Origin of the sequence: Pontibacillus halophilus JSM 076056 = DSM 19796, from assembly GCF_000425205.1 — a bacterium.
In the GTDB taxonomy this organism is placed as follows: domain Bacteria; phylum Bacillota; class Bacilli; order Bacillales; family BH030062; genus Pontibacillus_A; species Pontibacillus_A halophilus.
Genome location: NZ_AULI01000005.1, coordinates 40,138 through 53,558 on the forward strand (window position 1 = coordinate 40,138; position 13,421 = coordinate 53,558).

12 protein-coding genes are annotated in these 13,421 nt (G+C 43.7%); 11 read left to right on the plus strand and 1 reads right to left on the minus strand.

The features are described from left to right. Positions 1-43: 43 nt before the first annotated feature. Positions 44-529, plus strand: a complete 486-nt coding sequence (locus tag H513_RS0104620; protein WP_026799669.1) for an RsfA family transcriptional regulator — start codon at positions 44-46, stop codon at positions 527-529. A gap of 34 nt (positions 530-563) precedes the next feature. Here H513_RS0104620 and H513_RS0104625 read toward each other — a convergent pair whose 3' ends face one another. After that, positions 564-1,043, minus strand: coding sequence for an N-acetyltransferase (locus tag H513_RS0104625; RefSeq protein ID WP_026799670.1), 480 nt, complete (start codon positions 1,041-1,043; stop codon positions 564-566). Positions 1,044-1,206: 163 nt separating this feature from the next. On the opposite strand from H513_RS0104625, the gene H513_RS0104630 reads away from it, so the two are divergent. From H513_RS0104630 to H513_RS0104675, 10 genes are all read left to right on the plus strand, one after another. Beyond that, complete coding sequence (locus H513_RS0104630) at positions 1,207-2,079, plus strand: ketopantoate reductase family protein (RefSeq protein ID WP_026799671.1); 873 nt, start codon at positions 1,207-1,209, stop codon at positions 2,077-2,079. 13 nt (positions 2,080-2,092) lie between these two features. Further along, positions 2,093-2,476 carry a DUF3397 domain-containing protein gene (locus tag H513_RS0104635; protein ID WP_026799672.1) on the plus strand — a complete coding sequence of 128 codons (384 nt, stop codon included), beginning with the start codon at positions 2,093-2,095 and terminating at the stop codon, positions 2,474-2,476. 84 nt (positions 2,477-2,560) lie between these two features. Beyond that, on the plus strand, positions 2,561-4,186 hold the full coding sequence (gene bshC, locus H513_RS0104640; protein ID WP_026799673.1) for a bacillithiol biosynthesis cysteine-adding enzyme BshC: 1,626 nt from the start codon (positions 2,561-2,563) through the stop codon (positions 4,184-4,186). Between the two features lie 157 nt (positions 4,187-4,343). Continuing rightward, on the plus strand, positions 4,344-4,775 hold the full coding sequence (gene mraZ / locus H513_RS0104645) for a division/cell wall cluster transcriptional repressor MraZ (protein ID WP_026799674.1): 432 nt from the start codon (positions 4,344-4,346) through the stop codon (positions 4,773-4,775). A gap of 52 nt (positions 4,776-4,827) precedes the next feature. Next, positions 4,828-5,787 carry a 16S rRNA (cytosine(1402)-N(4))-methyltransferase RsmH gene (gene rsmH, locus H513_RS0104650; protein ID WP_026799675.1) on the plus strand — a complete coding sequence of 320 codons (960 nt, stop codon included), beginning with the start codon at positions 4,828-4,830 and terminating at the stop codon, positions 5,785-5,787. An 18-nt stretch (positions 5,788-5,805) separates the two neighbouring features. Continuing rightward, complete coding sequence (gene ftsL, locus H513_RS0104655; protein ID WP_026799676.1) at positions 5,806-6,180, plus strand: cell division protein FtsL; 375 nt, start codon at positions 5,806-5,808, stop codon at positions 6,178-6,180. Positions 6,181-6,196: 16 nt separating this feature from the next. Continuing rightward, complete coding sequence (locus H513_RS0104660) at positions 6,197-8,428, plus strand: penicillin-binding protein (protein ID WP_026799677.1); 2,232 nt, start codon at positions 6,197-6,199, stop codon at positions 8,426-8,428. 77 nt (positions 8,429-8,505) lie between these two features. Further along, positions 8,506-10,470 (plus strand): stage V sporulation protein D, encoded by a 1,965-nt coding sequence (locus H513_RS0104665; RefSeq protein ID WP_026799678.1) that lies wholly within the window; start codon positions 8,506-8,508, stop codon positions 10,468-10,470. Positions 10,471-10,549: 79 nt separating this feature from the next. Next, positions 10,550-12,016 (plus strand): UDP-N-acetylmuramoyl-L-alanyl-D-glutamate--2,6-diaminopimelate ligase, encoded by a 1,467-nt coding sequence (locus H513_RS0104670; protein ID WP_026799679.1) that lies wholly within the window; start codon positions 10,550-10,552, stop codon positions 12,014-12,016. 15 nt (positions 12,017-12,031) lie between these two features. Continuing rightward, a complete protein-coding gene (locus tag H513_RS0104675; protein WP_026799680.1) occupies positions 12,032-13,387 on the plus strand; it encodes a UDP-N-acetylmuramoyl-tripeptide--D-alanyl-D-alanine ligase in 1,356 nt (451 codons plus the stop codon). Positions 13,388-13,421 lie beyond the last annotated feature (34 nt).

Here is a 13,421-nt window from a genome sequence, read left to right on the forward strand (position 1 = left end):
CTTTGTAAGGCATACATTCGTAGTAAGTGATAGGAGGGATAGAATGAACGCAACGAGACAAGATGCTTGGACTGATGATGAAGATGTGTTGCTAGCAGAGACCGTGCTGACCTATATTCGTAATGGTACGACCCAGCTAGAGGCGTTCGAAGAGGTGGCTAGAAAGTTGTCACGAACGTCTGCGGCTTGTGGATTCAGATGGAATGCAACCGTGCGTAAGCAATATAAGAAAGCAATCTCAGAAGCGAAGCAAACTAGAAAAAGTGGGCAGGAAGAGGGTAAACGAGAGATAGAGGAAGCGGTTGTACCAGAAGCTAGACAAGGTTTCTCGATTGATGATGCCATTCTATTCCTTGAGACGATGCGAAACCAGTCGCAAGTTACCTTACAAGAATCGCCGAGCACAGATGTGAAATTCCTTCAAGAAGAGAATGAAAGATTGAAAGCGAGGTTGAACCGTTATCATCAGGCTTGGGATGAGATGGGGAAACTGTGGAGTTGGGTATCTGCACAAAATAAGAAGGACTGATCACAACTGATCAGTCCTTCTTATTTTAATTGTGCTAGGAAGCGTTCTGTTCTTCAACACCTGTTGGTCTCCACCCGAGCGGGTTTTCACCTAAATCTCGTTCCATGTCGTATGAGAGTTTGTCAAACCCCATTCGCTCCCAGAACCCATGTGAGTTCACACGTGGATTTGTTTTAATCGGGAGACGATACCCCTTCGCAAATTCTACTAACATTTCTCCATACCCTTGTTTCTGGTAATCTGGAAGCACTTCTAGTTTCCAAAGCTCTAAATACTCATCTCTTGGCTCGAAATAATAGTTGTACTTAGAAGGTACTTTATACAAGCTCATGCGCGCGATTAAAGCGCTTCCATAATAAATTCCAAAAAAGGGTGAGGTGCTGTTGTTCTCGATGATATTGTTCTGCAAGTCCTCAAGCATTGATAATTCTTGATTTCCATATTCCTTAAAGCGCTTAAATTCCTCTAGAGTTTTATAATTGACGACGAGTGGTTGTACTTTAATGGCATCCATCATGATTCTTTCCCCCTCTTTATAGCTATCTCTATTATAATATAAAAAAATTCTGAAATAAATGAATTATTGTTCATTCATGTACTGAAACTTTTTTCACACTTTCCCATGATACACTTAGGATAAAAGCAGGAATTTATAGAAAGCTGGTGAATCTACATATATGAATATTGGTGTCGTAGGAGGGGGAGCCGTAGGTCTTCTGACAGCTTCTTACCTAATAGAAATGGGGCACAAGGTGACGTTATATGTAAGAAGTGAAACGCAAGCTGTACACATTCGTGAATTTGGTGGAAGTCGGGATAGAAAGCAATTCTATGTGGATGAGGTACGGGTTAGCACTAATTTCAAAGATGAAGACTTCATGATGTTGTGTGTCAAGACGATAGCATTAGAGGAGGTACTCTCTTCCATAATCGAACAAGCACCTAACACACCTTTGCTATTCCTCTGTAATGGCATGGCCCATATAAGGATGATGGAAGAGCTTACCCAACCTGTATATGCTGGGGTAGTCGAACATGGGGTGTTACGAACGGGTATTGGAAGTGTGGTTCATAGAGGCGTTGGTAGGATTCGATTCGCACCGGTAAATGAACTTGATCAACGCTTTATTCAACAACTTGTCGGTAATGAGATGAAATGCTTCAAGTTTGAACAGTCAGAAGATTACCGCTCCCTATTAACTGAGAAGCTCATTGTCAATGCGACGGTCAATCCATTAACTGCGTTGTTTAAGGTGAAGAACGGACAATTACTAAACTCCCCACATTTGCATCAGCTGGCCCGAATGGTATGTGAGGAATGTTGTGGAATTTTAGGTGTCTCAATGGATTCAATGTGGACGTACGTACAATCTGTCATTCGTCAAACAGCGAACAATGAATCCTCCATGTTGAAAGATATACGACATGAACGTAAGACTGAACTTGATGCCATTACTGGATATCTATGTGCTGAAGCGGCTGCTAAAGGGTTTCCAAGTCCTATAAATACATTCTTATATAACGCGATTAAAGAACTAGAGCTAAACTGAAAGGAGGGGTTAGATGAATGATGTACTTGCCTATTTATTCGCAATCGTAATCACGATGCCAATCCCAACGACGCTCGTCGTCTTCTTTATTGCGCGGAAGTTCTACCGAAGAGGGAAGCCAGCGCTCCGATTCGCAATCAATACAACGGTGCTCGTTTATATACTTGCCGTTGAAGTCAGTTTGTTTGTCATATTTGAACGCTCTTATTTTTGGTATATCTTGTTGTTCCTTATCGTTCTATTAAGTATGTTTGTAATCCTTCAATGGAAATATAAGAAAGACATCTATTTCATGAAAGCATGGAAAGGATTTTGGCGCTTAAGCTTCTTCTTATTTATGATGGCTTATGTTGGGTTAACTGTGTACGGAGTGACGGAACGAATTCTTGCGTTATAAGCCGTTAAGGATGAAAATGAGCGGACTTTCCTATACAATACGATATGGAATACATAGATTTATTAAAGAAGGAGAAGGTCGTTCATGCGGATCCAACCGATACAGTTAACATCACAGAATCGACTTGTGAAAGCATACCGAGAACAATCGGATCAAGTTATAGAGAAGTTTGATTATAATCCATGGAAACAAGAGACGTTTCAACAACGGATTAATGATATAAAGGAACAACATTATCAACGTGAGCAACTTGTAGCTCATTTAAGAGAAGTGAACGAGCGATGGGGGGCGCCTCAGTCAACCTTTAACTCTATTGAGGAGTTGAAGCGTGAAGATAGCGTTGTGGTTGTAGGTGGACAACAGGCAGGTTTACTTACAGGCCCGCTTTATACCATTCACAAGATTATCTCTATCCTAGATTTCGCTAAGAAAGAGACAAAAGCGTTGGGGGTTCCGGTGCTTCCTGTATTTTGGATAGCAGGGGAAGACCATGATTATGATGAGATTAACCACATCTATCTGTCCCATCATCCTCGTATGAAGAAATTTAAAGTCTTACAGAAACAACTTCAGAAACTTTCTGTATCCGAAATGGAAATGGACCATGAAGCAATGAATCAGTGGGTAGAACGACTGTTTAGTCAGCTTGATGAAACGGCATATACGAAAGATTTAAAGAGCCAGATTCAAGACAAGCTCAGTCAATCACGTACGTTTGTAGACTTTTTCGCGCGAATTCTATTCGGTTTGTTTCAAGAAGAGGGGCTCATCTTACTTGATTCACACGACCCTGGATTAAGGAAGCTAGAGACGCCTTACTTCGATAAGATGATTCAATCTCAGCCTGCTATTGCTGAAGGGGTAGAACGAGCGCTCCATCACACTGCGCAACAGGGATATCCAGTTAATCTTGATGCCACACATCAAGATGGACATCTATTCTATACGCATGAAGGAGAACGCGTTCTTTTAGTTAGGAATGAAGATGGGCACTGGGAAGGTAAACAGGGCGAATGTCGATGTACAACCGAGGAGCTTCGTCGCATTGCGGAGGAATCTCCTCATCTCTTAAGCAACAATGTGGTTACGCGTCCTCTCATGCAAGAATTTGTCTTGCCTACCCTGGCCTTTATAGCGGGTCCTGGTGAAGTGGCTTATTGGTCTGCGTTGAAGCCTGCCTTCCATGCAGTAGGTCTTCACATGCCACCCGTACTTCCAAGGATCTCGATTTCACTCCTTGATCGAAAGAGTGAGAAATGGTTGCATCGTCACCAGATTGCTCCAAGCATGGCGATTAACGAAGGAGTTTCTCATTATAAGAGTCACTGGATTGCGATGCAAAGTTATCCACCGGTGGTTGAACTAGCAGATGAAGTCAAGCGTGCAGTAGAACGTGCACACCGTCCGTTGAAAGACAAAGCGCATGAGATCCGCGATGATATTGGCCAACTGGCTGAAAAGAACTTGTTCCATTTATTCCGTGACGTGGAGTTCCTTCAAGAGCGTATGGAGAAGGCGCTTGAAGAGCAACACTCACATGAGCTTCAGATTTTCGACGAGCTCGACCTAACATTGCATCCTGAAGGGGGACTTCAAGAGCGCATTTGGAATGTCCTTCCTTGGTTGAATAAATATGGATTTGAGCTACCATCTAAACTAAATGAACTCGAATACGATTGGGAATGTGAACATCACCTTATTTATGTGTAACCCCCCCCACAATCCCCCACCGTCGTCGAAGAGTATAAAAAGTTGAAATCCTGCTGATTTTCAGCAGGATTTTTTCGTTTGCAGAAGAATAAAGAAAATGAAGTGGTAGAAAGTGGGGGGATGTGGTACTCTAGAGGGAGAAAGTGGGGCGTTCTATATGTTCATGGGAGAATATCAACATAATATAGACGCAAAGGGACGAATTATCGTACCTTCTAAATTTCGTGAAGGTCTTGGAGAGACATTTGTGTTAACCCGAGGGCTTGACCGTTGTTTATTTGCGTATCCTATGAATGAATGGAAAGTCCTAGAGGAGAAACTAAAGAAACTCCCACTAACCAAAAAGGATGCCCGAGCCTTTACACGGTTCTTCTTCTCAGGAGCTGTTGAATGTGAAATTGATAAGCAAGGGCGCATCAATATTCCCAGTCCACTTCGCGCTTATAGCGTTCTAGAGAAAGAATGCGTTGTAATCGGCGTTTCGAATCGCATCGAATTTTGGGCGAAAGAAGAATGGGAAGACTACTTCCAAGACTCAGAAGAATCCTTCTCGGAAATTGCTGAGAATATGTTGGATTTCGATATTTAGTCCTTTGACACCATAGAGGCACGAGCATATAAAGATAGAAACGGGTGAGACAATGTTTGAACATATAACTGTACTTAAAAACGAAACTGTAGATTTATTAAATGTGAAGCCAGACGGCATCTATGTGGATTGCACGTTAGGTGGAGGCGGTCACTCAGAACTGATCGTCAAACAATTAAGCCAAGAGGGAAGACTGATTGCTTTCGACCAGGACACGACAGCACTCAATCATGCCAAAGAGAGGTTGAAAGATTACAGCGATCGTACCCTCTTCATCCACTCGAACTTTAAGCACCTCGAAGAAGAGTTGGAAGAACGCGGGATTACGTCAATTGATGGCTTTGTATTTGACCTTGGAGTGTCATCGCCGCAACTAGATGAGGAAGAGCGTGGCTTTAGTTATCACCAAGATGCCAAGCTTGATATGCGCATGAATCAAGAACAACGTTTAAGTGCGTATGAAGTCGTGAATGAATGGGAATATGGGGAACTCGTGCGTATTTTCTTTAAATACGGGGAAGAGAAGTTCTCAAAGCAAATTGCCAGAGGAATTGAAAAAAAACGGGAAGATTCTCCTATCCAAACTACAACTGAACTCGTCGAAATAATTAAAGATGCCATTCCTGCACCAGCAAGACGTAAGGGTGGTCATCCGGCTAAACGAATCTTCCAGGCAATACGGATTGCTGTGAACGATGAATTGAATGTCTTCGAGGATGCTCTTTATCAAGCAGGTCGACTTGTAAACGAGAATGGGCGAATCGCTGTCATTACTTTCCACTCTCTAGAAGACCGCATTTGCAAGCAAACATTTAAACAATGGAGTTCCAATCCTCCGTTACCAAAGAATATTCCGGTTATCCCAGAAGAGCACAAGCCGCCGTTCCAAATGGTCACACGGAAGCCCGTTAGCCCAAGCGAAGAAGAATTGGAACACAACCGTCGTGCAAGATCCTCAAAATTACGTGTAGTAGAGAAAGTAAAACCTTGGAGTGAAACTTTTAACAGATAAAGAAAGGTGGATGCGAGAATGAGTGCTGAAAAGGCCCGCAAATTAGAGAAACGGGAACTCCAACAACAAGCACAGAAAAGGCAAGTTCAAGTTCAAGTTAAGAAGCAACCATGGATTACAAAGAAGGAGAAAGTGTTATATTCTCTTGTATGTTCTGTTGTCATTGCGTGTTCAACTTACGTCGTGTCGTACGCTTCAACAATGGACTCACTGAACCGAGATATTCAATCCATCCAGAAAGACATTAGCCAGCAACAGGTTCAAAACGAAAACCTTGAGTACAAGGTGAAAGAATTAAGTAACCCAGATCGCATCTTACGTATTGCAGAAGAGAATGGATTGGAGATTCAGAAATCTGAAGTGAAACAAGCGAATTCTCTATCAGAGGAGTAATGAATAGGGGGTCACTATGGCAGCAAGAAAGAGTAAGTCAACACACCGAGTGGCTAAGTTGCTCATGTTCTTCTTCACCATTGTGTTCACCGTACTCTTCGGACGTTTCGTATACATACAAGCGACGGGACAAATACAAGGTGTCGACTTAGAACAATGGGCAAAGAAGAAGCGGACATCCAGCTACACCTTAAGTGCAGAGCGGGGAAATATTATGGACAGGAATGGGATGACCCTTGCATACGATCGTCCAACCTATACCGTACAGGCAATTATTGATGAGACGTATTCAAAGGATGTCCCTTCCAACAGAGACCCATTGCACGTAGATGATATAGATAAGACAGCACAAGCGCTTGCGCCAATCTTGGGAATGGAAGAAAGCGAGATTCATGCCCGTCTTGAGAAAGAAGGTCCATTCCAAGTTGAATTTGGCTCTAAAGGAACGAATCTTTCTCAAGATCAGAAAGACAAGATTGAGGAGCTTGAACTTCCTGGAATCATTTTCTCAGAAGAACCAACGCGCTTTTACCCAAATGGAACATTTGCTTCCCATATCCTTGGGTTTACACAAGCGGATGAAACCGGTGAACTTACCGGGGCAATGGGGATTGAAGAACAGAAGGAAGAACTCCTTAAGGGAGAAGATGGGGCTATCTCCTATGAACGAGACAAGTATAATGATAAGCTCCTTGACCCAAATGAAGTGATCAAGGAACCTGATGATGGTTCAAACGTATATTTAACGATTGACCAAAAGGTTCAAACTTTCCTTGAGGATGCGATGTCGAAGGTGAACGAACAGTACCAGCCTAAAAGCATGACGGCTGTTGTAATGGATCCAAAGACAGGGGAGATTCTTGCATTAAGCAATCGACCAAGCTTTAATCCAAATTTGCGATCCAATATTCAAAATTGGTATAACGATGTCATCGCAAGACCCTTTGAACCTGGATCTACGATGAAGATCTTCACATTTGCGTCTGCGATTGATGCTGGCGTATACAACGGAGAAGCGAGCTTTCAATCTGGAAGCTATCAACCAGATGGTTCTTCAGACGACATTCATGACCATAATAATGGTGAGGGTTGGGGGGCAATTCCTTATGATGAAGGTTTTGCACGCTCATCAAACGTTGCAGCAGGCAAGGTTGCGTATGAAATGCTTGGGCCTGAATTGTATCGAGAATACCTAGAGAAATTTAACCTCACTAAAGAAACGGGCATTGATCTCCCTGGGGAAGCATCTGGTCGACTTGTCTATGACACCCCGCTTGACGTAATTACAACGTCCTTTGGCCAAGCCACAACGGTAACGCCTATTCAACAGTTGATGGCGGCAAGTGCCGTGGCGAACGATGGCAAGATGATGAAGCCTTATGTCATTTCAGAAGTAATCGACCCTGACACAGGGGACACACTTGAGGAGAAGAAATCTGAAGTGGCAGGAGAACCCATTTCAAGTGATGCCGCCAAACAAACCAGACAGCTAATGGAGAAAGTTGTCCATAGTGAAGAAGGTACAGGTAAAGTTTACGCATTGAACGATTACACAGTTGCTGGGAAGACCGGAACCGCACAAATTGTCGATCCAGAGACGAGGAGATATATGACCGGTAAAGGCAATCATATCTTTAGCTTTCTTGGTATGGCGCCAGCGGACGACCCTGAGTTAATGATGTATGTCTCTGTGGAGCAGCCGGAGCTTGAACCTACGGAAGTTGGAAATGAGCCTTCTTCCCACATATTCAAAACCGTAATGGAGAATAGTCTTCACTATTTGGACATACAACCAGATAAATCGAATGTAGTGAAGAAGATGAAGCAGGTTGACCTAACTGATGTAACAGAAATGTCTGTGACAAAAGCGAAGAAAGAGTTGTCTCAAGCAGGTCTTGAACCCTTTGTTCTTGGTTCCGGAGGGGAAGTGACAGAAATGCTTCCTATGCCGAACCAGTCTTTATTAGAAGGGGAGCGGGTATTCCTTAAAACAAATGGAACCATCCGAATGCCTGACTTGACTGGCTGGTCCCTTCGTGAAGTGTTGAATTTCGGTAAACTTTCAGGTTTGAAAGTGAACTATATCGGCAATGGATTTGTATACGACCAAGGGATACAACCAGATGCCAAGATCACAGAAGATACGTATCTGACCGTTGACTTGAAACCACCGAATGAACAAGCACCAAAAGATGAGGACGGTCAGACTGAAGAGGACGAAGAAGAAACAATAGAAAATGAAGAGTAACGACAAGCAGTGTTCTAATCGTTTGGTACAAGTCATACATTGATACAAGCTTATCATGGAGAAAAAGGGGTTGGACCATGAAACGTGTATCAAATGTGACCTTGCGTAAACGGTTAGTCACTGTTTTTCTTTTGGCCATGGTTGTCTTCCTCGTAATTGACTCGAGGCTTGGGTATGTGCAGTTTATCATTGGAGATACATTGATGGAGCGGGCGAAGGAATCGTGGAGTCGCGACATCCCGTTTGAACCTGAACGAGGGGACATCACAGACCGTAATGGTGTAGTACTTGCTGAAAATGTTTCGGCACCATCAGTGATGGTCGTGCCAAGACAGATTAAAAACCCACAACAGACTGCGGAACAGCTTGCAGCGGTCTTAGACATGGATGTCGAGAAAGCATACACATACGTTACAAAGAACAAGTCTATTGAGCGTCTTCATCCAGAAGGCCGTAAAATCTCCGAAGAACAGGCTGATGAAATTCGAACGTTGAATATGCCTGGCGTGTACATTGCCGAAGATTCAAAACGGCATTATCCGAAAGAAGAGTATTTATCCCATGTTCTAGGCTTTAGTGGCATTGATAACCAAGGATTGATGGGCTTGGAGTTATTCTATGACGAGCAATTGAGCGGGGAGAAAGGGCACTTGTCGTTCTTCTCAGATGCAAAGGGGAGACGACTTCCTGACATAGCGGATGTCTATGAAGCTCCAAAGGATGGGTATGACTTAGCCCTTACAGTTGACGACCGCTTGCAGACCATAGTGGAGAGAGAGTTGGACTTGGCTGAAGCAAAGTACGAGCCCGATGGAGCAGTTGCCATAGCGATGGACCCTGATACGGGAGAAATCTTGGCGATGTCGAGTCGACCAACGTTCAACCCGGAGAACTATCAAGAAGTTTCTCAGGAAGTGTACAACCGAAATTTGCCCATTTGGAGTACGTATGAACCTGGTTCTACGTTTAAGATCATCACGCTTGCCGCCGCATTAGAAGAAAACCTTGTGGATCTTGAGAATGATTCATTTTACGACGGTGGTTCTACGAAAGTTGGAGGAGCGACACTTCGTTGTTGGAAACGAGGAGGCCATGGAAGCCAATCATTCCTAGAAGTTGTACAAAACTCCTGTAACCCAGGATTTGTGGAGCTTGGAGAACGACTTGGGAAAGAAGATTTGTTCTCGTACATTAAGGATTTCGGATTTGGATCAAAGACAGGTATCGACCTTCAAGGCGAAGGGTCTGGGATCTTATTCTCTGAAGATCGTGTTGGTCCTGTTGAGCTAGCGACAACAGCCTTTGGTCAAGGTGTATCAGTGACTCCCATCCAACAAGTAACAGCCGTCGCTGCTGCTGTTAATGGGGGCTATTTATACGAGCCTTACATTGCGAAGTCTTGGACAGACCCAGCAACTGGTGAGGTCGTCCAAGAGACGGAGCCGACTATGAAGAAGCAGGTGATCTCAGAAGATACTTCAAAGGAAATTCGCCTTGCTCTTGAGAGTGTCGTCGCAAAAGGTACTGGTAGAGGGGCGTTTGCTGATGGCTACCGCGTTGGAGGTAAGACAGGTACCGCTCAAAAAGTAGGAGCGGACGGACGTTACATGGAGAACAACCACGTTGTCTCATTTATTGGATTCGCACCTGCAGATGACCCTGAAATAGTTGTTTATGTAGCAATCGACAATCCGAAGAACACCGTTCAGTTCGGTGGAGTTGTTGCTGCTCCTATTGTAGGGAATATCATGGAAGATGGCCTTCGAGCGTTAGGCGTTAAGAAGCGAACGGATGGTCTAGAGAAAGAATATCAATGGCCAGATGCTCCAATTATTGAACTTCCTGATTTGGTCGGCCTAAAAACGAAGGAATTGAATAACTATTTAATCAACGTATCTGTAGAAACGAGTGGCACGGGACCATACATTGTCGGTCAAGCGCCGAAAGCAGGTACGAAAATTGAGGAAGGCTCTACCATTCGACTCTATTTATCAGACTCTCCTGATGACAAAGCACTAGATGAAAAAGACGACGAATCATAAAAGTTAGAATCGCACGAATCACAACACTTTGCTATAATAGGGAACGTATATGAAATCAAACATAAGGAGCCTGAATTGTATGAAACTAGTCGACTTAATGGCGACTCTCCAAGTATATGAATTAACAAAACCAATCCAACATATAAACATAACAGGGATCGAGATGGACTCTCGCGCTGTAGAAGAAAACAACTTATTTATTTGCATTGATGGCTTTACCGTAGATGGACATAATTTCGCTGAACAAGCAGTACAAAAAGGGGCCTGTGCGATTCTTGCAGAAAGGCCTCTTGATGTTTCTGTTCCTGTCATGCTTGTGAAAGACACAAAAAAAGCTATGGCTGTATTGGCGAATACATACTATAACCAGCCAACGCAATCCCTCCGCTTATTCGGAGTGACAGGAACGAACGGAAAAACGTCCGTCACCTACCTATTAGAGTCTATTTACAAAACTCATGAAGAGAAGACAGGACTCATCGGAACGATTCAAATGAAAATCGGAGATGAGACGCGTGAAGTGAAAAACACGACGCCTGATGCTCTCGCATTACAACGTTTCTTTAAAGAGATGGTGGATGAAGGTGTTCAGACAGCCTTTATGGAGGTATCCTCTCACGCGTTAAGCATGGGCAGAACATTCGGTTGCGACTACGACATCGCTATTTATACGAACCTATCTCAAGATCATTTGGATTACCATGACACAATGGAAGACTACTTAAAGGCAAAGACTTTACTCTTCACAGGTCTTGGGAACCAATACACGACAGGAAGACCGAAATTCGGTATTGTAAATGCGGACGATCACTATCATGAGGCGTTCATGAACGCTACCGCTCAACAGGTCGTCACGTACGGAATTGACTCCGATGCTGATGTGACGGCTACGAACATTGAATTAAGTGCTAAAGGAACATCGTTTGTGTTACGAACTCCACAAGGTAGTGTAGACATTGAAAGTTCACTTATTGGAAAGTTCAGTGTTTACAATATGTTAGCAGCAGCAACCGGAGCGTGGATGGCTGGAGTACCTCTTGCGACCATTCAACAAGCTTTTCATACCACTGAAGGAATTCGGGGTCGTTTCGAACCTGTATTGGCAGGCCAAGAGTATGGAGTGATTGTAGACTACGCACACACGCCTGACTCATTAGAGAATGTTCTTACAACCGTGAAGAATTTCGCGGAGGGGAATGTGTATGTGGTGGTCGGTTGTGGGGGAGACCGTGATCGAACGAAACGCCCACTAATGGCCAAAGTAGCAGTAGAGTATGCGGACGTTGCAATATTTACTTCTGACAATCCTCGTACAGAACAACCAGCAGCCATTCTTCAAGATATGGAAGAGGGAGTAGATGTTGGTTCTTATAAGACAATTGAGGACCGACGAGAAGCAATTGGGTATGCGATTCAGCATGCGTCTAAAGATGATGTTGTGCTCATAGCAGGCAAAGGGCACGAGACGTATCAAATCGTAGGTGAAGAAGTGAAGCATTTTGATGATGTTGAAGTAGCAAGAGAACACATTCTTGCCAACAAATAAAGGAGTTTAAGATTCATGATATTTACGACGAAATGGTTGAGTAAGTGGTTTACACATTTTCAAGGATCCATTGATGAAGGACGTATTGAAGCGGTATTTACGGATAGCCGTAAACAGGTAGCAAACGGTCTATTCATCCCACTAGAAGGGGAGAATTTTGATGGTCACACATTCATCGATAGTGCCATAGACCAAGGTGCCGTTGCGACCTTTTGGAACCGTGAGAAAGAACTGCCGGCTCACCTTCCTAAGGACTTCCCTGTCTTCTTCGTTGAGGATACGCTTGTTGCATTGCAACAACTCGCTCACCAGTACAGAATGGAGATTAATCCAACTGTTATAGGCGTAACGGGCTCAAATGGAAAGACAACTACGAAAGATTTAATTGGTTCTGTCTTGGGTGTATCGTTTCAAACTCATCGTACAGCTGGCAATTATAATAACCACATTGGTCTGCCGCTTACAATCTTGTCCATGCCTCGTGGCACGGAAATGCTCGTACTTGAAATGGGCATGAACCATTTTGGTGAGATTGAACAGTTGTCTACTATCGCACAACCCGACTACGCAATCATTACCAACATAGGAGAATCTCATATTGAGTACCTTGGCTCAAGAGAAGGAATTGCTCAAGCTAAGACGGAAATATTAGCAGGGATGAAAGAGTCTGGACGAGTGTTTCTTGATGGAGATGAGCCATTGCTCGCTCCGCTGCACACAAGAGAACGTGTTGTGTCATGCGGCTACGATGGAAAGAACCGATGCCACATCACAAATGTTTCTATGAGTGAACGCTCGACAACCTTTACCATTAACGATACAGAGTCATACGAAATCGGGATGTTAGGGAAGCATAATGTAAAGAATGCTTCCTATGCAATCATGCTTGGTAAAGCGATTGGGATGGAGCCTGTTCACATACAGGAGGGCCTACACTCGATAGAAATGACAGGCATGCGCTTTGAAACGGTAGATGGGCCTAAGTCGTCCATTATTATCAACGACGCATACAATGCCTCGCCTACTTCCATGGAAGCTTCGATTGGAGTAGTGAAGGAGATGGATGTTAAGGGGAAACGAATTGTCGTCTTAGGTGATATCTTTGAACTTGGTGCACACCGAGATGAATTTCATCGCCAAGTCGCTCAATCCGTCACATCTCCAATTGATCTCTTGCTTACAGTCGGGGAAGCTTCAGCGCTGATTACAGAAGAAGTGCGTCGTGAAGAAGCGGTCGAAGCAAAGCACTTCACGACGAAGGAAGACTTGGTTCGTGAACTAAACGAGCGTATAGAGCCTCATTCACTCATTCTGTTGAAAGCATCAAGAGGTATGAAATTAGAAACGATACTAGACGAACTAACTTATTAATTTGGACGGTTACGATTAAAGGAGGAGAAACCAG